General features: G+C 63.0%; 21 protein-coding genes. 9 read left to right on the top strand and 12 right to left on the bottom strand.

Annotated elements, in window-relative coordinates; genetic code table 11:
* Window positions 1-13: 13 nt before the first annotated feature.
* Genes ACN9MU_RS07465 through ACN9MU_RS07475 form a run of 3 tightly spaced genes read right to left on the bottom strand, consistent with a single transcriptional unit; the run spans window position 14 to window position 2681 of the window.
* Window positions 14-499, bottom strand: coding sequence for a glutathione peroxidase (locus ACN9MU_RS07465; protein ID WP_426169126.1), 486 nt, complete (start codon window positions 497-499; stop codon window positions 14-16).
* Window positions 499-1635, bottom strand: a complete 1137-nt coding sequence (locus tag ACN9MU_RS07470) for a PilT/PilU family type 4a pilus ATPase (RefSeq protein WP_426169129.1) — start codon at window positions 1633-1635, stop codon at window positions 499-501. The genes ACN9MU_RS07465 and ACN9MU_RS07470 overlap by 1 nt, the downstream gene beginning before the upstream one ends.
* A gap of 2 nt (window positions 1636-1637) precedes the next feature.
* Entirely contained in the window at window positions 1638-2681 is a 1044-nt protein-coding gene (locus tag ACN9MU_RS07475; protein WP_426169131.1) for a type IV pilus twitching motility protein PilT, read from the bottom strand.
* A 57-nt stretch (window positions 2682-2738) separates the two neighbouring features.
* Between ACN9MU_RS07475 and ACN9MU_RS07480 the strand changes: the two genes are divergently transcribed.
* The 3 genes from ACN9MU_RS07480 to ACN9MU_RS07490 all read left to right on the top strand — a co-directional run bounded on the left by ACN9MU_RS07480 (window position 2739) and on the right by ACN9MU_RS07490 (window position 5316).
* On the top strand, window positions 2739-3446 hold the full coding sequence (locus ACN9MU_RS07480; protein ID WP_426344376.1) for a YggS family pyridoxal phosphate-dependent enzyme: 708 nt from the start codon (window positions 2739-2741) through the stop codon (window positions 3444-3446).
* 4 nt (window positions 3447-3450) lie between these two features.
* Window positions 3451-4287 carry a pyrroline-5-carboxylate reductase gene (proC, locus tag ACN9MU_RS07485; protein WP_426321441.1) on the top strand — a complete coding sequence of 279 codons (837 nt, stop codon included), beginning with the start codon at window positions 3451-3453 and terminating at the stop codon, window positions 4285-4287.
* A gap of 165 nt (window positions 4288-4452) precedes the next feature.
* A complete protein-coding gene (locus ACN9MU_RS07490) occupies window positions 4453-5316 on the top strand; it encodes a DUF4424 family protein (protein ID WP_426321443.1) in 864 nt (287 codons plus the stop codon).
* Here the strand turns inward: ACN9MU_RS07490 and ACN9MU_RS07495 are convergent.
* The 4 genes from ACN9MU_RS07495 to ACN9MU_RS07510 are packed head-to-tail and all read right to left on the bottom strand — an operon-like array spanning window position 5255 to window position 12344.
* Window positions 5255-7513 carry an ATP-binding protein gene (locus tag ACN9MU_RS07495; RefSeq protein ID WP_426321445.1) on the bottom strand — a complete coding sequence of 753 codons (2259 nt, stop codon included), beginning with the start codon at window positions 7511-7513 and terminating at the stop codon, window positions 5255-5257. The genes ACN9MU_RS07490 and ACN9MU_RS07495 overlap by 62 nt on opposite strands.
* A gap of 46 nt (window positions 7514-7559) precedes the next feature.
* Window positions 7560-9953, bottom strand: coding sequence for a TonB-dependent receptor (locus ACN9MU_RS07500; RefSeq protein WP_426321447.1), 2394 nt, complete (start codon window positions 9951-9953; stop codon window positions 7560-7562).
* 13 nt (window positions 9954-9966) lie between these two features.
* Window positions 9967-11097, bottom strand: a complete 1131-nt coding sequence (locus ACN9MU_RS07505; RefSeq protein ID WP_426321449.1) for an SO2930 family diheme c-type cytochrome — start codon at window positions 11095-11097, stop codon at window positions 9967-9969.
* Window positions 11097-12344, bottom strand: a complete 1248-nt coding sequence (locus tag ACN9MU_RS07510; RefSeq protein ID WP_426321451.1) for a parallel beta-helix domain-containing protein — start codon at window positions 12342-12344, stop codon at window positions 11097-11099. The genes ACN9MU_RS07505 and ACN9MU_RS07510 overlap by 1 nt, the downstream gene beginning before the upstream one ends.
* Before the next feature lie 110 nt (window positions 12345-12454).
* On the opposite strand from ACN9MU_RS07510, the gene ACN9MU_RS07515 reads away from it, so the two are divergent.
* The gene (locus ACN9MU_RS07515) at window positions 12455-13456 is read left to right on the top strand and encodes a GlxA family transcriptional regulator (RefSeq protein WP_426321453.1); all 1002 of its coding nucleotides are present in this window, start codon (window positions 12455-12457) and stop codon (window positions 13454-13456) included.
* Here ACN9MU_RS07515 and ACN9MU_RS07520 read toward each other — a convergent pair.
* Window positions 13432-14181, bottom strand: coding sequence for a substrate-binding periplasmic protein (locus ACN9MU_RS07520; protein WP_426321455.1), 750 nt, complete (start codon window positions 14179-14181; stop codon window positions 13432-13434). The genes ACN9MU_RS07515 and ACN9MU_RS07520 overlap by 25 nt on opposite strands.
* A gap of 8 nt (window positions 14182-14189) precedes the next feature.
* On the bottom strand, window positions 14190-15170 hold the full coding sequence (locus ACN9MU_RS07525; RefSeq protein ID WP_426321457.1) for a porin: 981 nt from the start codon (window positions 15168-15170) through the stop codon (window positions 14190-14192).
* A gap of 114 nt (window positions 15171-15284) precedes the next feature.
* On the opposite strand from ACN9MU_RS07525, the gene ACN9MU_RS07530 reads away from it, so the two are divergent.
* Window positions 15285-16067 carry a substrate-binding periplasmic protein gene (locus ACN9MU_RS07530; RefSeq protein WP_426321459.1) on the top strand — a complete coding sequence of 261 codons (783 nt, stop codon included), beginning with the start codon at window positions 15285-15287 and terminating at the stop codon, window positions 16065-16067.
* Here the strand turns inward: ACN9MU_RS07530 and ACN9MU_RS07535 are convergent.
* Genes ACN9MU_RS07535 through ACN9MU_RS07545 form a run of 3 tightly spaced genes read right to left on the bottom strand, consistent with a single transcriptional unit; the run spans window position 16064 to window position 18316 of the window.
* Window positions 16064-16444, bottom strand: a complete 381-nt coding sequence (locus ACN9MU_RS07535; protein WP_426169160.1) for a DUF883 family protein — start codon at window positions 16442-16444, stop codon at window positions 16064-16066. The two genes, ACN9MU_RS07530 and ACN9MU_RS07535, sit on opposite strands and share 4 nt — an antisense overlap.
* A gap of 48 nt (window positions 16445-16492) precedes the next feature.
* Window positions 16493-17347, bottom strand: a complete 855-nt coding sequence (ubiA, locus tag ACN9MU_RS07540) for a 4-hydroxybenzoate octaprenyltransferase (RefSeq protein ID WP_426323699.1) — start codon at window positions 17345-17347, stop codon at window positions 16493-16495.
* Between the two features lie 30 nt (window positions 17348-17377).
* Window positions 17378-18316 (bottom strand): hydrogen peroxide-inducible genes activator, encoded by a 939-nt coding sequence (locus ACN9MU_RS07545; RefSeq protein ID WP_426321461.1) that lies wholly within the window; start codon window positions 18314-18316, stop codon window positions 17378-17380.
* A gap of 97 nt (window positions 18317-18413) precedes the next feature.
* Between ACN9MU_RS07545 and ACN9MU_RS07550 the strand changes: the two genes are divergently transcribed.
* The 4 genes from ACN9MU_RS07550 to ACN9MU_RS07565 all read left to right on the top strand — a co-directional run bounded on the left by ACN9MU_RS07550 (window position 18414) and on the right by ACN9MU_RS07565 (window position 20970).
* Window positions 18414-19610 carry a PilT/PilU family type 4a pilus ATPase gene (locus ACN9MU_RS07550; protein WP_426169165.1) on the top strand — a complete coding sequence of 399 codons (1197 nt, stop codon included), beginning with the start codon at window positions 18414-18416 and terminating at the stop codon, window positions 19608-19610.
* Window positions 19607-20089, top strand: coding sequence for an adenylyltransferase/cytidyltransferase family protein (locus tag ACN9MU_RS07555; RefSeq protein ID WP_426169168.1), 483 nt, complete (start codon window positions 19607-19609; stop codon window positions 20087-20089). Before ACN9MU_RS07550 ends, ACN9MU_RS07555 begins: the two co-directional genes overlap by 4 nt.
* A 9-nt stretch (window positions 20090-20098) precedes the next feature.
* Window positions 20099-20353, top strand: a complete 255-nt coding sequence (locus tag ACN9MU_RS07560) for a hypothetical protein (RefSeq protein WP_426169170.1) — start codon at window positions 20099-20101, stop codon at window positions 20351-20353.
* 152 nt (window positions 20354-20505) lie between these two features.
* Complete coding sequence (locus ACN9MU_RS07565) at window positions 20506-20970, top strand: RidA family protein (RefSeq protein ID WP_426169173.1); 465 nt, start codon at window positions 20506-20508, stop codon at window positions 20968-20970.
* The last annotated feature ends 506 nt before the right edge of the window (window positions 20971-21476 follow it).

Below are 21476 nucleotides of genomic sequence, written 5' to 3' on the forward strand. Positions count from 1 at the left end.
CGGCGCTTCCTCCTTACTGCGCTATCAGCTTCCTGATCTCGTCTGCCAGGTCGGCAGGCTTGGTGGTCGGCGCATAACGGTCATGGATGCTGCCGTCCTTGCGCACCAGGAATTTGGTGAAGTTCCACTTGATGCCTTCCGTGCCGAGGATGCCCGGCGCATTCTTTTTCAGGTGCTGGTACAGCGGGTGCGCGTTGTCGCCGTTGACGTCGATTTTGGCGAACACCGGGAAAGTGACGCCATAGTTCTTCTCGCAGAAGGCGCCGATTTCGTCGGCGCCGCCAGGCTCCTGCTGGCCGAACTGGTTGCAGGGGAAGCCCAGCACTTCGAAGGGCTGGCCGGCGAACTGCTTGTGCAGTTCCTCCAGCCCCTGGTACTGCGGCGTGAAGCCGCATTTGCTGGCCGTGTTCACGATCAGCAGCACCTTGCCCTGGTACTGTTTCAGGTCCACCTGCTGGCCTGACAGGCTGTCGGCGCTGAAGTCGTAAACAGTGCTCATCAGACGATCCCCAGGTGCTCGGTGCCGGCGGCCAGGTCGCGGTTCCTCGCTTCCTTCGATTCCAGCTTGATGGCCAGGCGCAGGTCGTTGACCGAGTCCGCGTTGCGCAGCGCATCTTCATAGGTGATCTGGCCCGCTTCGTACAGGTCGAACAGCGCCTGGTCGAAGGTTTGCATGCCAAGTTCGCGCGAGCGCTTCATCAGCTCCTTGATCTCGTGCACCTGGCCCTTGAAGATCAGGTCCGCGATCAGCGGGGAGTTCAGCATGATTTCCACCGCCACGGCGCGGCCCTTGGCATCCTTTTTCGGAATCAGGCGCTGCGAAATCATGCCCTTCAGGTTCAGCGACAAGTCCATCAGCAGCTGCTGGCGGCGCTCTTCGGGGAAGAAGTTGATGATACGGTCCAGCGCCTGGTTGGAGCTGTTGGCGTGCAGGGTGGCCAGGCACAGGTGGCCGGTTTCGGCGAAAGCGATCGCGTGGTCCATGGTCTGGCGGTCGCGGATCTCGCCGATCTGGATCACGTCCGGCGCCTGGCGCAGGGTGTTCTTCAGCGCCACTTCCCAGTCCTCGGTATCGACCCCCACTTCGCGCTGGGTGATGATGCAGTTGCGGTGCGGGTGCACGAACTCGACCGGGTCTTCAATGGTGATGATGTGGCCGTAGCTGTTTTCGTTGCGGTGGCCCACCATGGCCGCCAGCGTGGTCGACTTACCGGAACCGGTCGCGCCGACCATGATCACCAGGCCGCGCTTGGACATGATCACGTCCTTCAGGATGGGCGGCAGGCCCAGTTCGTCGAATTGCGGGATCGAGCTGTTAATGGTACGCAGCACCATGCCGACCGCGCTCATTTGCACGAAGGCCGAGACACGGAAGCGCCCCAGGTCGCCGGGGCTGATCGCGAAGTTGGCTTCCTTGGTCAGTTCGAAAGAAGCGGTCTGCTTGTCGTTCATGATCGAACGGGCCAGGTCGGAGGTGTGGGCCGGCGTCAGCGCCTGCGCCGACACGGGCGTCATCTTGCCGTCGATCTTGATGGCCGGCGGGAAGCCGGCGGTAATGAATAAGTCGGAGCCCTTCTTGCTGACCATCAGGCGCAGCAAGTCGAACATGAATTTTGAAGCCTGGTCGCGTTCCATGGTTAGCCTGGGAAGTTATCTGGGATCTTGGCCGCCGAGCGTGCTGCTGCCGGGGAGATCATGTTGCGACGGATCAGGTCCGTCAGGTTCTGGTCCAGCGTCTGCATGCCAACGTTGTTGCCGGTCTGGATCGAGGAGTACATCTGCGCGATCTTGGCTTCGCGGATCAGGTTGCGGATTGCCGGGGTGCCGATCATGATTTCGTGCGCGGCGACGCGGCCGGAGCCGTCCTTGGTCTTGAGCAGGGTTTGCGAAATGACCGCCTGCAGCGACTCCGACAACATGGCGCGCACCATTTCCTTTTCTTCGGCCGGGAACACGTCGATGATACGGTCGATGGTTTTCGCGGCCGAGGAGGTGTGCAGGGTGCCGAACACCAGGTGGCCGGTTTCCGCCGCCGACAGCGCCAGGCGGATGGTTTCCAGGTCGCGCAGCTCGCCCACCAGGATCGCGTCCGGGTCTTCCCGCAGCGCCGAGCGCAGCGCGTTGTTGAACGACAGCGTATGCGGGCCCACTTCGCGCTGGTTGATCAGGCACTTCTTCGATTCGTGCACGAATTCGATCGGGTCCTCGATGGTCAGGATGTGGCCGTACTCGTTTTCGTTGAGGTGGTTGATCATCGCTGCCAGCGTGGTCGACTTGCCGGAGCCGGTCGGGCCGGTCACCAGCACCAGGCCGCGCGGCTTCATGGCGAAATCGGCGAAAATCTTCGGTGCGTTCAGTTCTTCCAGCGTCAGGACCTTGGAAGGAATGGTACGCAGCACGGCGGCGGCGCCGCGCTCCTGGTTGTAGGCGTTGACGCGGAAACGCGCCAGGCCCGGAATGGCGAACGAAAAGTCGCATTCCAGCATCTCTTCGTATGCCTTGCGCTGGCCGTCGTTCATGATGTCATAGATCATGCCGTGCACGTCCTTGTGCTCGAGCGGAGGCAGGTTGATGCGGCGCACGTCGCCGTGCACGCGGATCATCGGTGGCAAGCCTGCCGACAGGTGCAAGTCGGATGCCTTTTGCTTGAAGGAGAATGCGAGAAGTTCGGAAATGTCCATTTATAATCCCTGTGCTTTTTCAATAGCCAAAAAAGCTTGGCACTGTCTCATTCGATTATGTCCACAATAGCCCACAACTTGCAAGTTGTTACTGAAGCAATTAACGTTGCCGCGCGCGAAGCGCGGCGCGCGCCCAACGAAGTGCAGCTGCTGGCCGTCTCCAAGACCTTCCCGGCGCAGGCAGTTTTCGAGGCGGTGCTGGCGGGACAGCGTGCTTTCGGTGAAAACTACGTGCAGGAAGGTGTGGACAAGATCCACGAACTGGCAAGAATGCGCGGCTGCACGCCGTTGGAATGGCATTTTATTGGACCAATCCAGAGCAATAAGACGCGTCTTATAGCTGAAAACTTCGATTGGGTGCACACGATTGAACGCGAAAAGATCGCGCAACGCCTGAGCGAGCAGCGGCCGCCAGGCCTGCACCCCATGCAGGTGTGCATCCAGGTCAATACCAGCGGGGAAGCCAGCAAAAGCGGCGTGCTGCCCGCCGGCGCCGCAGCGCTGGCCCGTACCGTGGCCGCGCTGCCGCGCCTGGTCTTGCGCGGCCTGATGTCCATCCCCGAGCCGCAAGACGATTTCGACCAGCAGTGCGCGGCCTTCCGCGTCCTGCGTGAACTCTCCGATCAACTGCGTGCCGAGGGCCTGGCGCTCGACACGCTGTCGATGGGCATGTCGGCCGATATGCGCGCCGCCATTCATGAAGGCGCGACCATCGTGCGCGTCGGCAGCGCCATTTTCGGCGCCCGCGACTACAACAAAGGATAACGTGATGAAGATTGCATTTATCGGCGGCGGCAACATGGCCGCCGCGCTGATCGCCGGCCTGGCCGGCAAGCTGGCGCCCGGCGCCAATATCCACGTGGTGGACCCGAACCCGGCCTCGCTGGAAAAACTGCGCCAGGAATACGGCGTCACCGTGGCCGCGGCGGCCGGCGAGCCGGTGGCGGCGGCCGAGGTGCTGGTGCTGGCGGTCAAACCCCAGGTCATGCACGAAGTGACGCAGCAATTGCTGCCGCTGCTGCAGGCGGCGCAGGCGGCCGGCCGCTCGCCGCTGGTGCTGTCGATTGCGGCCGGCATCCGCGCCGCCGACCTGTCGCGCTGGCTGGGCGGCTACCAGGCCATCGTGCGCACCATGCCGAATACGCCGGCCCTGATCGGCATGGGCGTGACCGGCATGGTGGCTTCCGCCGGCGTCAGCGTCCAGCAGCGCGAGGCGGCCGACCAGATCCTGCGCGCCGTGGGCGCCACGGTATGGCTGGACGATGAAGCGAAGATCGACGCCGTGACAGCCGTTTCCGGCAGCGGTCCGGCCTATGTCTTCTATTTCATCGAAGCGATGCAGCAGGCGGCCGAGGAGCTGGGGCTGACGGCGGAGCAGGGCAAGGCGCTGGCCATGGCCACCTTTACCGGCGCGGCCCAGCTGGCGCTGCAGTCGCCCGACCCGGTGCCGGTGCTGCGCGAGAAAGTGACCTCCAAAGGCGGCACCACCTATGCAGCCCTGACCAGCATGGAAGCGAGCGGCGTCAAGGCCTCCATCATCGCCGCCGTCAAGGCTGCCGCCGCGCGCGGCAAGGAGCTGGGCGAGCAGCTCGGCGCCGCCGGCTGACGCCGGGCGGCTTCCCTGGCTTGCCAGGCCATGCGCTTGGCTCGCCGGGCCAGTGGACCCGGTGTGGCACAGCACATATCATTCTTGCTTTATTGATATTGGAATGGAGCAGGATATGCGCAGGACGATCGCGGCTGGCCTGGCAGTGCTGGCTGCGACATCCGCATGCTCAGCGAACACCTGAGTATTTCCGTCAAGCGCATCGAAGTGGAATACCGCTTCCGCAACGAGAGCGCGCGCACGATCGAAACCGTGGTCGCCTTCCCGATGCCGGAATTCCACTGGGACCCGGAACAGGATGCGAACTGGCGCAATATCGGCCCGGTCGAGAGCTTCCTGGTGCACGTCGATGGCAAGCCGGCCGTGGTGCGTGCGGAACGCAAGGCTTTGCTGCAGGGGCGCGATATCACGGCGCTGTTGCGCCGGGCCGGCTTGAGTGAAGACCACATCTTCCGCACCTTTGGCGATGCCTTCGATACCGGCGGCATGACGCTGCCGGAGGCGGTGGTGGCACGCCTGCATGCACTGGGCGCGAGCGACCAGAGGATGCCGCAATGGCGGGTGGCGGAAACGGCGTACTGGACCCAGGCCTTCCCTGCCGGGAAGGAAGTCGTCGTCACGCATTCCTATCGGCCCTTTGCCGGCCGCATCTTCGGCACCTATGATGACGCAAGGCCACCTTCTGAAGATAGCGTCCCGCTCTCATCCATCGGGGAACAGGATCGCGCCTGCCTGGCGGAAGGGGGAATGAAAGCCGTGTTGAACAAGGCACGCCAGAAAGTGAAAGATGGCGCCAGATCGGGCTACATCAACCTGAACGACGTTGAATACATCCTCGGTACGGGGCGCAACTGGAAAGGCAGCATCGGCGAGTTCACGCTCGACATCGTCAAGGAGGCACCGCAGGACACCGTCTCGCTATGCTTCCCCGGCAAGCCGGAACGCATCGGCGAGCGCACTTTGCGCTTCAAGATGCGTGACTATGTGCCACAGGAGCGGCTGGTGCTGAATTTTTACAGTCTTGAATAAGGGCCAGTTCGGCCAGCAGCGCCGCCAGCTCGCTTTCCACTTCGCTGACAAGCGGCGGGATGCGCTCGATCATGCCCGCGTTGGCAAGCGTTTCGACCAGGCCGCACAGGGCACTGAGTTCGCGCGCGCCAAACAGGCCGGCGCTGCCTTGCAGGCTATGCGCGTTCAGGCTGATGGCCGGCACGTCGCCGCACTGGATGCCCCGCCGGATTGCGGCAAACTGGCGCGGGCCTTCCTGCATGAAGGCGGCGCAGGCTGCGGGGCTTAAGGCGCGCGTCGGCGCCGGCGGCACCACGCTATCCGCGGTGCCGAACATGGCGTCAAGCTCGGCACGGCGCGGCGACTGCATCAGCAAGCCGGCGTGGCGGCCGATTTCCGCATGCAGGTTTGCCTCGTCGATCGGCTTGGGCAGGAAACCGTTGGCGCCGGCTTCCATGAAGCGCTCACGCTCTTCGGCAGCTGCGTTGGCGGTCAGGGCGATGACCGGAATGGCAGGCTGCCGCACGCGGGCCGCACCGGCACGCAGCAGGCGCAGGGCGGCGATGCCGTCCATGCGCGGCATGCGGCTGTCCATGATCACCAGGTCGAAGTCGCGTTCCGCCAGGCGCGCCAGCGCAGCGGCGCCATCTTCCGCGATCGTGACGGCATGGCCCATTTCGCCGAGCAGCTCGCGCAGGATGATCTGGTTGGTGCTGCCGTCTTCCGCGCACAGGATCTGCAGGCGCGCGGCATGCGGGGCGCGCGCCTCCAGCGCCCTTTCGGTTGCGGGCTGTCCTGCCTGCAGCGGCAGCCACACCTCGAACACGCTGCCGGCGCCGCGTTCGCTGCGCACCTCGATTGTGCCGCCCAGCGCGTCGACAATGTTCTTGCAGATCGCCAGTCCCAGGCCGGCGCCGCCGTACTTGCGCGAGGTGGCTGCATTGGCCTGCTCGAATTTTCGGAACAGGCGGGAAATCGCATCGGGCTCGATGCCGATGCCGGTGTCGCTGACGGCCAGCGCGATGCCGCCGTTGTGCGCCACGCTGGCCATCAAGCGCACTTCGCCGCGCTCGGTGAACTTGACGCCGTTGCCCACCAGGTTCATCGCCACCTGGCGCAGCCGTACCGGATCGCCGCGCCACCAGCGCGGCAAGGCCGGGTCGATCTCGGCCACCAGCGAAATGCCCTTGGTCTCGGCACGATCGGCCAGCAGCGCCACCACGTCGCGCAGCAGGGCCGGCAGGTCGAAGTCGATGCTTTCGAACGGCATCTTGCCCGCCTCCAGGCGCGAGAAATCGAGGATGTCGTTAATGATGTGCAGCAGCACCTCCGCGTTGCCCAGGCTGATGCGCAGCTTGTTGCGTGTTTCGGCCGACAGGCTGGCGTCCTTCTTCGCAAGCTGCAGCATGCCGATCACGCCGCCCAGCGGTGTGCGCACTTCGTGGCTGATCATGGCCAGGAATTCCGACTTCTGCTCGTTCGATTCTTCCGCCGCCTTGCGTGCAGCCATTGATTCGCGCAATTCCAGGTCGCGCGCCTGCAAGGTGGCGACCTGCTTTTCCAGCGCTTCCTGCACCGCACGCTGGCGCGCCAAGGCGCCTTCCAGGCCGTGCAGCAGGTAGGCGCAGGACACCACCAGCACCGCAGCCACCAGCGTGAAGTTCAGCGACACCAGCGACCAGTGCATCAGCAGGGTCACAAACACCTTGCTCAAGCCAGGATCGATGTTCCCGAAATAGCCGACGATGAAAAGGGTGGCGCTGCACCAGAGCAAGGCCACCATGGCCGGGCGTAGCCCGAGCAGCACGGTGCACAGGATCGGAACGGCAAGCAGGTAGGGCTGGACCAGCGGCCCCACGGAAAAGAGCTGGACCAGTGCAAGCAGGTAGCTGATGGCCAGGAATGCCAGCGCGCGGAAGCGGAACGACAAGGCGCGATAGCAATACAGGATGCCGACGCAAACCAGGGCGGTGATATCGCTCACGATCAGCGGCCACTGGTTCATCTTCATGCTGCCCACGACGCTGGGGATTGCCACCACCAGCCCGAGGAACAAGGCAACGGCGCACAAGCCGTTCAACAGGTTGTTGCGCCAGGTTTGCAGGTTGTCGGCCTGTTCGTTCAGGCCATCGAGCCGGCGGGACAGGAAGTCCCCGGCCCCGTCGTACTGCGGGGGCCGGTCCGGTGTGGTGGAAGAACTCTTGGCGCGGACGAACATTGCAACATAAAAGTATTGGCTAAGGGGTTGATTTTACTACAAGTGGCTACATGTTCACGCGCAGTTCGACGCCGACCTGGCGCGGCGAGTTGACCATGGCGTACGGCGTGCCAAGCAGGCCGGTGGTCATGTTGCCGATGCTGGTCACATAGCGCTTGTCGAACAGGTTGTTGGCAAACAGCGCCACTGCCCATTGATGGCTGGCGGCTTCGTAGCCGGCGCGCAGGTCGGTGCGCTGGGTGGCGCCGCCGACGCGGAAGCGAGGCGTGGTCAGGCAGGCGCCCTGCAGTGCATCGGCATTGCAGCGCGTGGCGCTGGTATAGGCATGCTGCAGCGTGAAATTCAGGTCCCCGCCCGCCACGCCGCGCACCCAGTAATCGGCGCCGAGCGCGGTGGTCCACTTCGGCGTGCCGACCGGCTGGCCATCGAGCCGGATGCCGTCGCTGGTGGTGAAGGTCTTGTAGGTCTGGTCGATGTAGGCGCTGCTCATGTTCAGGCGCAGGTCGCGCACCGGCTGCCAGCGCATGTCGAAGTCCAGGCCATGCGCTTCCTGGTCGCTGCTGGTGACCTGGTAGGTCGGGATGGCGGATCCGTTGTTCACCAGGGCCAGCGATTGCAGGTTGCTGAACTTGTACTTGTAGAGCGAGGCGTTCACCAGCAGCTTGTACTGGCGGTAGTAGTTTTTCACGCCGACTTCCGCGTTCCACACTTTTTCCGGTTCGTAGGTGGCGTTCACCTGCAGTGCATTGAACCCGCCGGCCTGGTAGCCCTTGGCGATGGAGCCGTACACCATCATGTCGTCGTTGAGCTTGTAGTCGAGCACTGCGCGCGGGCTGGTGTCGTTCCACCTGTTCTTCCTGGACAGCGGCGCCGTGGTCGCGCCGGCGCTGGTGAACTCGATGTTCTGCGTCATCGCGCCCAGCGCCATCATCAGCTGCTCCGGCGTGAGGGCGCCCATGCCGACCAGGGCATCGAAGAAGCCGAGGTTTTGCAGGCGGGTGATGCTGTCGTCCAGGCCGGCCGCCGTGCGCGGCGGGCTATACCAGCTGAAGCGCTTGTCGTCGCGCGTGTAGCGCACGCCGGTGGTCAGGTTCAGCTTCGGCGCCAGGTGCCAGATCACGTCGCCGTAGATCGCGGTCGCCTTGTAGCGGCCCTCGACGTGCATGTTCTCCTGCCAGGGGTTGCCCAGCAAGCCGGCCGGAATGTCGACAGCGGCCGCGGCGCCTTCCAGCAGGCTGAAAACGGGGAAGCTGGCCACGTTGCCGAAAATGGTGTCCAGGGTGTTGGTGTTGGTGTTGACCTGGCTGGTCTGGTGGGCTTTCTCGTGATAGAAGCTGAGGCCCGTGACCCAGTCCGCCATGCCGGTATTGCCCGACAGGCGGAATTCCTGCTGCCAGCTGCGGTTGCGTTCCGAGTTTTCGGTATCGACGTAGTGGGTGATCAGGTTGGTGCCGTCGTTGTCCTGCCGGTTGCGCGAGTCGAAGCGGCGATAGCCGGTGGTGGAATTGAAGGTGGCCCAGCCCAGCGGCACTTCGATGCGCAGCGTGCTGCCGCGGAAGTCGCGCGTTTCGCCGTTGTTCATGGCGTCGTTGTAAACCGGGGCCGTGCGCGGGTCGAGGTAGGTGGAAGGGTCGGACGGCACTACCGGAACGCCGGCCACCAGGCCGATGGCAGGGCGCGCCATGTGGTCGAGCTTTTCGGCCTCCACCGACAGCAGCACTTTCGCGCGTGCCGGCGCGTCCCAGCGCAGGGTCGCGCGCAAGCCGTTGTCGGTGCCGTGCTGTAGCGAGTCGCCTGTGGCCGCATCCTTCAGCCAGCCGTCGGTGCCGTGATGCACGGCGGTGATGCGCAGCGCCGTGGTGTCGCCGAGCGGCGTATTGGCCAGCAGCTCGACGTTGCGAGTGTGGAAGCGGCCGTAGCGCAGGCGCGCTTCCAGTTCGGTGTCGCGGCCCGGTTCGCGCGTCACGACCGAGATGGCGCCAGCCGCGCTGTTGCGGCCGAACAGGGTGCCTTGCGGCCCTTTCAGCACTTCGATGCGCTGCACGTCGTTGAAATTCATGATCGCCCCGCCGGTCTTGCCGGCATAGACGCCATCGATGTACATGCCGACCGGAGCGTCGGTGCCGATGCCGAAGTCGCCGGTGCCGATGCCGCGCAGCGACAGCGAGGGCTGGGTCGCCTGCTCGGCGTTGACCGACAGGCCGGGGATGTAGCCGTTCATTTCGGCCAGGCTGGGAGCGGCCAGCTTGTCGATCTGGTCGGCGCCAATGATCTGCAGCGCAATCGGCACGTCCTGCGCCTGCTGCGTGCGGTTCTGCGCGGTGACGACCACCACATGGGTTTCTTCCTTCGGCGCCGGATCGGCGGCCATGGCGGCGCCGCTGCAGGCGAGCAGGGCGGTGGAAATGCTGGACGACAGGACTTTCTTGCGCAGCTTCATGTGGTCTCCCCCGTTATTGTTGGTTGCAGCTTTCCTTCATCGATGCGATCCATTCGCGTATCAGTTCAACGCCTTCGCGGTGCGAAGTGGTGCGTCCCAGTTCGGGCATCATCACGCCGGTTTCAGTCGATTTCAGGCGGAAGACGAAAATCGAGTCGTCCGGTTTGCCGGGATTGATGCCGAAGGAGTTGCCGCCGGTGCCGGCGCCTGCGGCCACGGGCGGTTTGCACAGGCCCAGGTGCTGGTTGGCCGGCGCGCCAATCTCCAGGTGCAGGGCGGTAGTATTGGCGGTGCCCTTGTTGTTGTGGCAGTGGGCGCAGTTGATGTCGAGGTAGGCGCGCGCCCGGGCATCGATCGAAGCGCCCTTGTCGCGCCAGTCGACGTTGTGCGGCACGTCGGCGGCGTCCGGGACGCCTTGCAGGTAGCCTGCCTGCACCATCTTTTCCAGCTGGCCGTTCAGGTTGATGTGGCGCGCTTTCAGGCCAAGCGGTTCGAACTTCCTGCTCTTCAAGTCCGTTACATGGCAGGAGGCGCACTGGTTCACGTTCGGCACCACATAGGTGAACTTCTGGCGGCCCTGGGCCGATACCAGCTCCATCGGCACCTGGTCGCCGGTGCGCTTCAGTTCGGCCTCGGTCTGCGCCTCGTTCCAAACGTAAGGCAAGGCGATCCAGCCGCCTTCGCGCCGCACCAGCAGGCGCGTTTCCATAAGCCGCACCTTGCCCAGGTCGAGCGTGGTGTCGGTGCCGCTGTCGTCGCTCGCCAGCACGGCCTGGCTGCCGCCGTCGCGCGGATAATAGAAGGTCTTGCTGATGATGGTCCCGACCGGGAAGTCGAAGGCGGTATCGGCCTTGTAGGCAGCCGAAACGCCTTTCGGCATCCACACCGTGCGCAGCTTGTGGGCGTAGTCGCTGAAAAGAGGCGTGTTCAGCGTGTAGGGCAGCACGTCCTTATTCAGCGCCAGGCGGCCGTCGCCGGCGGCCATCAGGCGCCACTCGCTGAGTTTTTCAGGGCGGCCCTCGGCGATGAATTTCACGGGTTCGGCGGGCGGGGCAGGGCTGCGTGCGCAGGACGCGAGAACGAGCGCGCACGCCGCCATGCCGACCGCCCTCCACGGGCGGAAAGCAGGGACGGCAAGCTTCATCAGGATTGCGAACTGAGTTGAGGGATGGTAACCGGCGGCAGCTTGGCAAGCTGGCAGCGGTGCGGGGCCGAATCGGCTTTCGGGTTCTTGTACTTGTTGGGGCCATCGGCATTCAGCACTTCGACGTTGTCCTGCACGCAGATGCGGGCCTCGGCCGGCATGACGCCGTTCCTGGCCAGCGCATTGTCGGCGTAGCCGTCCCACAGCACGTCGGGCAGGTGGCCGGACAGGCCGTACATCGCCACCTTCAGCGCCTTCAGGTCCAGGCCGTCGGGCGCGTCGCCGCCGCCCTTGAAGTGGTTGCCGTAGACGTAGATCGCCTTTGGATACGGGTCGTAGTCCTTGGAGACGCCTTTCTCGGTGAAGTAGCCGGTCGAGTGGTAGCTGGAGATGATGACGTTGGCGGTCTGGTTGTTGACGATGTCGTTGTCGAAGATCTCCACCTTCGAATTCGAGTTGATCACCACCCCCGAACCGGCCGGCACGCTGGCCACGGCCGTGCCCTTGGCGGCAAAGTTGCCCAGGTTATTCTCGATGACCTTGTTCCTGAACACGCGCGTGCTGTGCCCCGGCTGCTGCAGGTTGGGCATGTTGAACACCAGGATGCCGCCGGTATTGGCGGTGGCGACGTTGTCGTAGACGTCGGCGTTGATGGTGTTTTCGATTTCAATGCCCGCCACATTGGCTTCGGCGCGCGAGTTGCGCACTACCACATTCTGCGACTGGCCGACGTAGATGCCGGCGTCCGATGCGGCAATGGCCACGCAGTGGTCGATCAGCACATTCTTTGTCTTGACCGGGTAGATGCCGTAAGCGCCGTTGCTCACCTTGGAGCCGCCGGTCCATTGCACCTTCACGCTGCGGATGGTGATGTGGTCGCCGTCGTTGATCTTCAGCCCATCGCCCTTGGAGTCCTCGATGGTCAGCCCTTCGATGGTGAAGTCGTTGCCGTAGACAAGCAGCCCTTCCGGTCCTGTTACTTGCGGCTTGAAAGACAAGACAGTCTTGTCCATCCCCGCGCCGCGGATGGTCACGCCGTCCGCGCGCAGTTGCAGCCCGCTGGTGAACCGGTATTTGCCGGCGGGGATCTCGATCACCGAGCCGGGCTTGGCGTCGAGCAGTTGTTCCTGGAGTTGCTTCTGGAACGCGATGTCGGCAGCCGAAGCAGGCGCCGGCAAGGAGGGCGTGGTCTTGTAGCAGGCGGATAGCAGGCCGCACAGCGCGAGTGCGCCGATGGCTTTGTACATACATGTCTCCCATTATTGTTGTAGGGATGCAGCAGCGAAGCCAGTATATCTGTCCATTATTGAAATGATATGTGCAAGATCGGCCAATTCTGCTGTTAGTATCGGCCAGGATGAGAGCGCCAGTTTCAATCGCCATTGTTGTGGGGGACGACTGCTGGGGAGGCCTTGCCCTGCTGGCGCGGGAAGCGTTTGCCATCGCCGGCACGCTGCATGCGCGCAACGCGGACCTGCGCGCAGCGGAGCTGTTCCGGGCGCGCCTGGTGGCCATCGACCGGGCCCCGGTGCGCTCCTTCACCGGCCCGTCATTGCAGCCGGAGGCAACGCTGGCCGACATGCCGGCGCCGCAAGCCGTCATCGTGCCGCCTTATTATTTGCCGCTGTCCGCGCGCCAGCCGATCGCCTCGCCGCTGCGCGATTGGCTGCTGCAAGCCCACGCCGCCGGCGCAGTGCTGGTGGGCATGGCGGGCGGCATGCGCATCCTGGCCGAGACTGGCCTGCTCGACGGCCGCGAAGTGACGGGCAACCTGTCGGACCAGCGCGTCTTTGCCCAGCACTACCCTGAAGTGCGCTTCAGCCCCGACGTGCCGCTGGTGATCGACGGCAGCATCATCAGCGCCGGTTCGGTCAACCCCTGCCTGGATGCCTGCAGCTACCTGGTCGGCCACTTCCACGGCGACGCGGTGGCGCACAAGCTCTCGCGCTATACCAATCCTCCCAGCCAGCCGAGCGCGGGGCACATCGCCCTGCGCAATGCAGGGCTGAAACAGCATGGCGACCAGCGCATCCGCCAGGCGCAGGAATACATCGAGCGCTGCTTCAAGCAGGACTTGACGGTGGAAGGGGCTGCGCAGCGCACGGCCATGAGCGTGCGCAATTTCTCGCGCCGCTTCCAGCATGCGGTGGGCATGCCGCCGCACATCTATATCGCGCGCTGCCGCGGCGAATATGCCAAGGAGCTGCTGGCCCGGCCGGGCCTGTCGATGCTGCAGGTTGCGCTGCAATCGGGGTTTCGCAGCGAGGCGATGATGCGCCGCAGTTTCTGCCAGCTATTCGGCGTCACGCCGGCCGCCTTCCGCGCCGGCGCCGCTCAGTCGCCTGCCAGGTATTTATAGTAGATGGCCTGGAAGCGGCCGGTATCCTTCAGCTGCTTCAGGCCTGCGTTGAAATCGTCGCGGATGGCGGCGTCGCGGAAGACAGGCCGGTAGTCCATCGGGTTGAGCTTGACGAAGGGATGCTCGACCACCGGCTTGGGCTTGAACGACTTGTTAAGCTTGAGCTGCAGGGTAAAGTACTTGAAGATGTTGCGGTCGCTGAGAACGACGTCGTAGCGTCCGCGATCGAGTGTCAGCACTTGCAAGGCCTGGTCGTTCTGCTCATAGTAATGGCCCGCCTTGCGTACAGCGTCCAGCCAGTCCGGATAGCGTTTGGATGCGCCGGCGAAGGAAATCACGGTCAGCCCCCGCAAGTCCTCCGGCTTTGTGATCGACAAGTGGCGTTCTTTCAGCGTGATGAAGACATTGTCGTAGATGACGGCGGGGTTGCCATAGTAGGCGCCCCAGCTCGTCATGTCTTCGCCCAGGTCGGTCATCGCTGCTTCCACTTCGCCAGCCTTGAAGGCGACCGGGATGCGGGCAAACGAGTAGTAGCGCGGCCTCAGGACGTGGCCGCGGTACGCCAGCGCTTCGCGCATCACTTCCAGTTCGATGCCGGAGTCCGTTTCGGGAAAGCAGAAGGGCGGGATCTTTTCGCCGAAAGCCATGGTGACCTCGGCCGCCAGCGCGGGGACGGCAACCAAGGCCAGGGCGGCGGCGCGTACGAGATGGATGGTCCAGGACACGGCATGCCTCAGAATTGATGGCGCATGCCGCAGGCAAGCAGGCGCCGCGCGCCACCGGGCAAGGATGCCTGGTATTGCACGGCATCGTCATTGCGCAGGTCGGAAGCGATGAGATAGGTATTGGTGCGCTTCGACAGCGCGTAGTAATAGCCCACGGCCAGCTGGCGTGCATCGGCATTGGCGTGGAAGCGGTCTGCCTTGTAGACGTAAGTGGCGGCGACCGAGGCAACGCCAAACGGCACGCTCACGCCCAGCAGGTAGTCGCGCGTATCGAGCTCGCTCTCGTTGCGGTTGCGCGCAGCCAGCAGCCAGGCGCGCAAGCGGCCGAAATCCATATTGCCGCCTGCGAGCACGCTGCGCACCTGCTTGCGGCCCTGGGCATCGTTGGTCTGATGGAAGGCCAGCACGGTATTCAGGGGCCCGGCCGTATATCCCGCGTCCATGCTGAGCTGCCGGTTGGCCGCCTGGCTGACACCGGATTCGCCAAAACCATAGGCCAGGTCGGCGTAGAATCCGCCCAGTGTCGGCGGCAGCGAGTACTTGACCGTATTGTCCATGCGCACGCCGGAATCCTGGAACAGGCGTGTCGCTTCGCCGGGACCTTTGGCGTCGAACGGATCGTTGGTGGCGATGGCGCCAAAATAGGGAGTGAACATGCGGCCCAGCCTGACCGTGCCCAGCGGGCTGGACAAGCCGACCCACACCTGGCTGCCAAACACGCGGCCGGCGAAAGATGGCTGGCCCGAATCGGCTTCAATCTGGGATTCGATGACAAAACTGGCCGCCAGGCCGCCGCCCAGTGCTTCAGTGCCCTTGAAACCCAGGCGCGAGGCGGTTTGCAGGCCGCTGTCAACCTTCATGGTGGTAACGCCTGAATCGCTGTCGCGCACCACGCCAAGATCGGCCACGCCATATACGGTGATGCCCTGCTGGGCAAAGGCTGTGACGCAGGTTGCCAATGCAGGCCATGCCAGTGCAAGCCGGTTCACGACTGCCTCGCGGAAAAAGCAGATAGTTACTTTGTACGCCTGGGCGCGCAACAATGCAATGCTGAGGCCGGGCACTGTTTTGCATTCGCTACAGGATTTGTCTATGCTGGCCCCATGTTGACCAAGACCCTACTGTGTGCAGCGCTCTGGCTGGGCGGCCCGCTGGCGGCGGCCCATGCTTGCGAAGCGGCGCGCGGCGGCAAGTTCAGCATCGGGGTCGAGAAACTGCAATACCTGCCGCTGCACACCGTGGACGCGAACAATCGCTACGGCGGCTATGCGCGCGAGGTGCTTGACGCCTTCGCCGCCCAGCATGGCTATACCTTCGAGTACGTTCCCTTGCCGATCAACCGGCTGTACAGCCGCTTCCTGTCCGAACGCACGCTCGACTTCAAGTATCCCGATCATCCGCAGTGGCGCGAGGACTTGCGAGCCGGCATACAGCTGAGTTACAGCAAGGTGGTGGTGTCAACCGAGGAGGGCGCCATGGTACTGCCGCAGCAGCGCGGCAAGCGCCTGGCGGACCTGCGGACACTGGGCACGGTGCTGGGGTTCACCCCATGGCCTTACAAGGCTGCCATCGACAGCCACGCATTGAAAGTGTCGACCGTCGGCAGCACCGACAGCCTGCTGCGGCTGGTCCTTGGCGGCCATCTCGACGCCGCGTACGTGAATGTCGATGTCGCCAACCATATGCTGGCCGGCGACCTGAAGGCGCCGGCCGGCCTGGTGTTCGACCCAGGCCTGCCGCATGCCCGCTCCGACTTTCGCTTGTCGACTTTACGCTGCAAGGAAGTGGTTGAGCAATTCAACCGCTTCCTGCAGCGGGAGCAGGGCATGTTGCAGCAGCTGCGTGCCAGCCACGGCATCGGCGAGGCCGGCAGCAACGGACGCTAGCGGCGCGCGATCAGCAGGCCGACAATCACGCCGATGGCGGCGCCAGTGGCAACCGACTTCCACGGATTGTCATGCACATAATGGTCGGTGGCCTGGGCTGCCATCTTGCCACGGGCAATCATGCTGTCTTCCAGCTTCAGCAGGTCGCGCTTGGCGGTACGCAGCGTGTCTTCGAACTTGGCCTTGACCATGCCAAGGTCTTCGGAATTGGCCGTAGCAGCATTGCGCAGCCAGGTTTCGGCATCCTGCACGGCCTGTTTCAAGTCGCCCATCAATTTTTCGCGGGCTTCCATGCTTTCGTTGTGGCTATGGCTCTTGCCGTTGGCAACGCCGCCGCCGTTGGGTTTTGCGGTAGTGGATTGTGGTGTCTGGTCCATGATCGCCTCGTCTCAGTGAACAGCACTCGAAGTAAATTCCAGTATAGGTCAGCGCAGCGCGTAGTCGAGCGCAATGCCTGCGAAGACTGCGGCGCCGAGGTAGTTATTGTGGCGGAAGGCGGCAAAGCAGGGCGCACGCTCGCGCCCGCGGATCAGGAAGTAGTGGTAAATCGCGCAGCCGGCTGCCACTGCAATACCCAGCAGGAAGGGCAGGCCCAGGCCGAACTGCCGGCCGACCACCAGCAGGATCGCCAGGTGCACGCCGTAGCAGAGCATGATGGCGGCCACGTCGAAGCGGCCAAAGGTGATGGCGGAGGTCTTGATGCCGATCTTCAGGTCGTCGTCGCGGTCGACCATGGCGTATTCGGTGTCGTAGGCAACGGCCCAGAACACATTCCCCGCCAGCAGCAACCAGGCCACCGGCGGCACCGTGCTTTGCACGGCGGCGAAGGCCATCGGCATGCCGAAGCCGAAGGCGATGCCGAGGTAGGCTTGCGGAATGGCGAAGAAGCGCTTGAAGTAAGGGTAGGTGCCGGCAATGATCAGCGCCGCCACGCTCAGTTGCTTGACCAGCGCGTTGAGCGGCTGGATCAGGAGGAAGGCCAGCAGGGACAGGCTGGCGGCGATCAGCAGCGCCTCCTTGCCGCTGACGCGGCCGCTGGTGATCGGGCGTTCGGCGGTGCGCTTGACGTGCTTGTCGAAGTCCTGGTCGGCGTAGTCGTTGACGGCGCAACCCGCGGAACGCATCAGGAAAGTGCCCAGCGAGAAGATCAGCAGCAGCTTCCAGTCCGGCACGCCGCCGGAAGCCAGCCACAGCGCAGCCAGGGTTGGCCACAGCAGCAGCACGGTACCGATCGGCTTGTCCAGCCGGACCAGGCGGAAATAGAGTTCGAGTTTGCTCAGGGGAGGAGTAGTCGCATGCATCCCGGCATTTTACTCTTCGTGGCCGTTCAGCATGCTGACGCCGGGCAGCTGGCAGTCGGCCACTGCGGCGACGATGGCATCGATGGCAGCCTTGCGGGTGAAACTCTTGCGCCAGACAATCACCACACGCCGGTTCGGCTCCGGCTTGTCGAAATAGCGGAAAGACAACATGCCGTCACGGCCTTCCATGTCCGGCACCGAGGCGCGCGGCAGCACGGTCAGGCCGATGCCGCTGGCCACCATGTGGCGGATAGTTTCCAGCGACGAGCCTTCGAAGGTGCGCTGCATGCCGTTGCCTGGCGAGGAAAAACGCGCCATTTCGGGGCACACTTCCAGCACCTGGTCGCGGAAGCAGTGGCCGTTGCCCAGCAAAAGCATGGTTTCGGTCTTGAGGTGTTCGGCGGGAATGCTGCTGCGTGCGGCCCAGGGATGGTTTTTTGGCATCGCCACCACAAACGGCTCGTCGTACAGCGGCTGGACCGCCATGCCGTGTTCCGGCAACGGCAGCGCCATGATGGCTGCGTCCAGCTCGCCCTGGCGCAGCATTTCCAGCAGCTTGACGGTGAAGTTCTCCTGCAGGACCAGCGGCATCTGCGGCGTGGTTTCAATCATCCGCTTGACCAAAGGCGGAAGCAGGTAGGGGCCGATGGTGTAAATGACGCCCAGCCGCAACGGCCCGGCCAGCGGGTCCTTGTTCTGTTTTGCCAGTTCCTTGATGGCCGCCGTCTGCTCCAGCACCCGTTCGGCCTGGGCCACGATCTGGGCGCCCAGCGGGGTGACCGAGATTTCCGCCCCGCCGCGCTCGAACAGGACGACGCCGAGTTCGTCTTCCAGTTTCTTAATTGCGACAGAAAGAGTAGGTTGGGCGACGAAACATGCCTCGGCGGCATGGCCGAAGTGTTTCGCTCTGGCAACTGCTACGATATATTTGAGCTCGGTCAGTGTCATGAACCCATTTGAACACAGTTGAATGCCTTGTTGCAATGCCATGAATGGGGGAGGGCTCTGGCTATAATGACCAGCAAAACCATAGAACGAGGCGAATATGTCTTCCACACTTGGCCATGAAGAGGCCCAGTCGTATATCTTTAAACTGCTGACGGCCATGCACCAGGTCGGCGGCTCCGACCTGTTTATTTCGGCGGATTTCCCGCCCAGCATCAAGTCGCAGGGCTCGATGCGCGCCCTGAGCCAGCAGCGCCTGACCCCCGACGTGACCCGGGCCCTGGCTTACGCCATCATGAACGAGAAGCAGCGCCGCGAGTTCGAAACCGAGCTTGAGTGCAATTTCGCGATTTCGCTGCCCAATGTCTGCCGCTTCCGCGTGAATGTCTTTGTGCAGCAGCAGGCGGTGGGCATGGTATGCCGCACCATTGCTTCCGAAATCCCGAATTTCGAGAAGCTCGACCTGCCGGAAGTGCTGAAAGAAGTCGTGATGACCAAGCGCGGCCTGGTGCTGGTGGTGGGCGGTACCGGCTCCGGCAAATCGACTTCGCTGGCGGCCATGATCGATTACCGCAACCAGAATTCGGCCGGCCATATCATCACCGTGGAAGACCCGGTCGAGTATGTACACAAGAACAAGAACTGCCTGATCACCCACCGCGAAGTGGGCGTGGATACCCTGTCCTGGCATCATGCGCTGAAAAACACCCTGCGCCAGGCGCCGGACGTGATCCTGATCGGCGAGATCCGCGACACCGAAACCATGGAACACGCGATTGCCTTCGCCGAGACGGGCCACCTGTGCCTGGGCACGCTGCACGCGAACAATGCGAACCAGACCATGGACCGCATCATCAACTTCTTCCCGGAAGAGCGCCGCAACCAGCTGCTGATGGACCTGTCGTCCAACCTGCGCGCCATCGTCTCGCAGCGCCTGATCCGTACCGAAGACGGCAAGGGCCGCAAGGCTGCCATCGAGATCCTGCTGAACACGCCGACCATCTCCGAGATGATCTTCAAAGGCAACTTCCACTCGATCAAGGAGATCATGGCCAAGTCGCGCGAACTGGGCATGTGCACCTTCGACCAAGCCTTGTTCGAACTCTATAATAAGGGCTACATTGCCTATGAAGAGGCGCTGCGCAATGCCGACTCGACCAACGGCCTGCGCTTGCAGATCAAGCTGAATAGCAGCCGTCCACCACCAGACGCCGCTGCGCCAGCCGCGGCGGCGCCGAAGTCGTCGGGCGGCCTGAGCATGCAGCTGGATGAAGAAGAGGAAGAAGAAGGCGAATGATCGAGTTTGAAAAGAAGATGTGCTCGCGCGAGGAACTGGCCGCGCGGGTGGCTGCGCTGCCGAAACCGGTGGTGATGACCAATGGCGTGTTCGATATCCTGCACCGTGGCCACGTCACCTACCTGGCGCAGGCGCGTTCGCTGGGCGCCTCGCTGGTGGTGGCGGCCAATACCGACGCTTCCGTCAAGCGCCTGGGCAAGGGCGATGACAGGCCCTTGAACAATTGCGAGGACCGGATGGCGCTGCTGGCGGCGCTGGAATCGGTGAGCCTGGTCGTGCCATTCGACGAAGATACCGCGCTGGAAGCGGTGCTGCAGGCCAGGCCCGAGATCTACGCCAAGGGCGGCGATTACGATATGACCGCGATCCCGGAAGGGCAGGCGGTGCTGGCATACGGCGGCAAGGCGGTGGCCATCGATTTCGAGCACGACCGCTCGACCACCAAGCTGCTGGCCAAGGTGCGCATGTTTGGACAATAGGAGGCCGTCATGGCTTTTGGTGTGCTGCTGACCGACGAAGGCGTGGCCGAACTGGGCGCTACGCTGAAGGATTACCTGACTGACGGACCGTCCGGCAAGTTCTTGCCCTGCAAGGAGGCCAGTCCCGACCGCAGTTTCTTCCACCTCATCTCCGAGACGCGCAATGCCGAAGGGGCGATGGTGGAGGTCGAGCTGTACATCCCCAACCGCTACATCAAGCTGGTGATGTCGGGGCTGGAGCGCAAGCACATCGGCTTCCTCTGATAGTTGTAGTCGTTCAGACTTGACATGACGTGAATGTCCAGTGTGTTGGAGTTCGTTTGAGCCGATCGGCTGCCAACCCCGGACGCTCAGGCGCCCGCCGATTAACGCAAGCTTGTTGACCCTATGAAGATAAATTGACTATGGCTAGCAAAATGAGTGCAGAACAACGATTCAAAGACCTGGATCTCGAGCTTCCTCACGTCAGCGCGCCAGCGGGTAATTACGCAACTGCAGTTCAGTCTGGAAATTTCTTGTTCATTTCTGGCAAAGCTCCACTACCGGTCAACGGTCGCCCCGCGAAAGGACGACTCGGGCAAGAGTATTCAACCGCTGAAGGATATGCCCTTGCTCGCTCTGCGTGCATGGACCTTATAGCCGCCATAAGGGAAAAGCTAGGTTCCCTAGACCGAGTCGTCCAGGTGGTTGAACTTCATGGCTCCATCAATGCTGTTCCTGAGTTCGAGGATCACGCAAAGGTCTTGGACGGTGCCTCAGACCTTCTCGCAGAAATTTTTGGTCCAGCCGGGGTCCATGCTCGTTCAGTCATAGGTGTGAGCTCACTTCGCAATGGGGTCCCCCTAACAGTTAAGGCAACCGTGGAAGTTAAGTCTGAATAGATGACGTCTCGTCAGCGAGCGATGAGGCGGCCGAGATCGGCCAGCAGCGGCCCTTGATGACCGAAAGCATTTATAACCTCAAGTGAAACTGCCCACGATGGCTCGAAATATTTCGTTCATGTTTTGCCTTGCGTGTTTCGCGGCGAATAGCTTAGCGAACGGATCGAAAAGCATCGAGAAGCCAAAACACCCAGATACGAAACAGGAGTGCGTCGCAAAAGGTGGAAAATGGATCCTCTATCCCATGGGGCAGTTCTACTTTTGTGCCGTCAAAACGACCGATGAAGGAAAGGCATGCTCTGATGATAGCGAATGCGAAGGGGATTGCATTCCAGCGGCGCGAAAGGATAAGTCACCGGGCATCTGCTCACCGACTTTACCTATGCCAGGAGGGTGTCCGAAGCATATGATTAACGGTAAGATAGTCTCCGAGCCGTGCATTTGAGGCTGCCTTGAATTTTATGAGGCTTGCCTGGAGACCGTATCCGGCCAGTACGTGACGTTCG

It is taken from the genome of Pseudoduganella sp. R-32 (assembly GCF_049913245.1).
GTDB lineage: Bacteria > Pseudomonadota > Gammaproteobacteria > Burkholderiales > Burkholderiaceae_D > Rugamonas.

Coding starts and splice junctions, on each gene's coding strand:
- ACN9MU_RS07465 (WP_426169126.1), bottom strand. CDS start 499: ATGAGCACTGTTTACGACTTCAGCGCCGACAGCCTGTCAGGCCAGCAG.
- ACN9MU_RS07470 (WP_426169129.1), bottom strand. CDS start 1,635: ATGGAACGCGACCAGGCTTCAAAATTCATGTTCGACTTGCTGCGCCTG.
- ACN9MU_RS07475 (WP_426169131.1), bottom strand. CDS start 2,681: ATGGACATTTCCGAACTTCTCGCATTCTCCTTCAAGCAAAAGGCATCC.
- ACN9MU_RS07480 (WP_426344376.1), top strand. CDS start 2,739: ATGTCCACAATAGCCCACAACTTGCAAGTTGTTACTGAAGCAATTAAC.
- proC (WP_426321441.1), top strand. CDS start 3,451: ATGAAGATTGCATTTATCGGCGGCGGCAACATGGCCGCCGCGCTGATC.
- ACN9MU_RS07490 (WP_426321443.1), top strand. CDS start 4,453: ATGCTCAGCGAACACCTGAGTATTTCCGTCAAGCGCATCGAAGTGGAA.
- ACN9MU_RS07495 (WP_426321445.1), bottom strand. CDS start 7,513: ATGTTCGTCCGCGCCAAGAGTTCTTCCACCACACCGGACCGGCCCCCG.
- ACN9MU_RS07500 (WP_426321447.1), bottom strand. CDS start 9,953: ATGAAGCTGCGCAAGAAAGTCCTGTCGTCCAGCATTTCCACCGCCCTG.
- ACN9MU_RS07505 (WP_426321449.1), bottom strand. CDS start 11,097: ATGAAGCTTGCCGTCCCTGCTTTCCGCCCGTGGAGGGCGGTCGGCATG.
- ACN9MU_RS07510 (WP_426321451.1), bottom strand. CDS start 12,344: ATGTACAAAGCCATCGGCGCACTCGCGCTGTGCGGCCTGCTATCCGCC.
- ACN9MU_RS07515 (WP_426321453.1), top strand. CDS start 12,455: ATGAGAGCGCCAGTTTCAATCGCCATTGTTGTGGGGGACGACTGCTGG.
- ACN9MU_RS07530 (WP_426321459.1), top strand. CDS start 15,285: ATGTTGACCAAGACCCTACTGTGTGCAGCGCTCTGGCTGGGCGGCCCG.
- ACN9MU_RS07535 (WP_426169160.1), bottom strand. CDS start 16,444: ATGGACCAGACACCACAATCCACTACCGCAAAACCCAACGGCGGCGGC.
- ACN9MU_RS07545 (WP_426321461.1), bottom strand. CDS start 18,316: ATGACACTGACCGAGCTCAAATATATCGTAGCAGTTGCCAGAGCGAAA.
- ACN9MU_RS07550 (WP_426169165.1), top strand. CDS start 18,414: ATGTCTTCCACACTTGGCCATGAAGAGGCCCAGTCGTATATCTTTAAA.
- ACN9MU_RS07555 (WP_426169168.1), top strand. CDS start 19,607: ATGATCGAGTTTGAAAAGAAGATGTGCTCGCGCGAGGAACTGGCCGCG.
- ACN9MU_RS07560 (WP_426169170.1), top strand. CDS start 20,099: ATGGCTTTTGGTGTGCTGCTGACCGACGAAGGCGTGGCCGAACTGGGC.
- ACN9MU_RS07565 (WP_426169173.1), top strand. CDS start 20,506: ATGAGTGCAGAACAACGATTCAAAGACCTGGATCTCGAGCTTCCTCAC.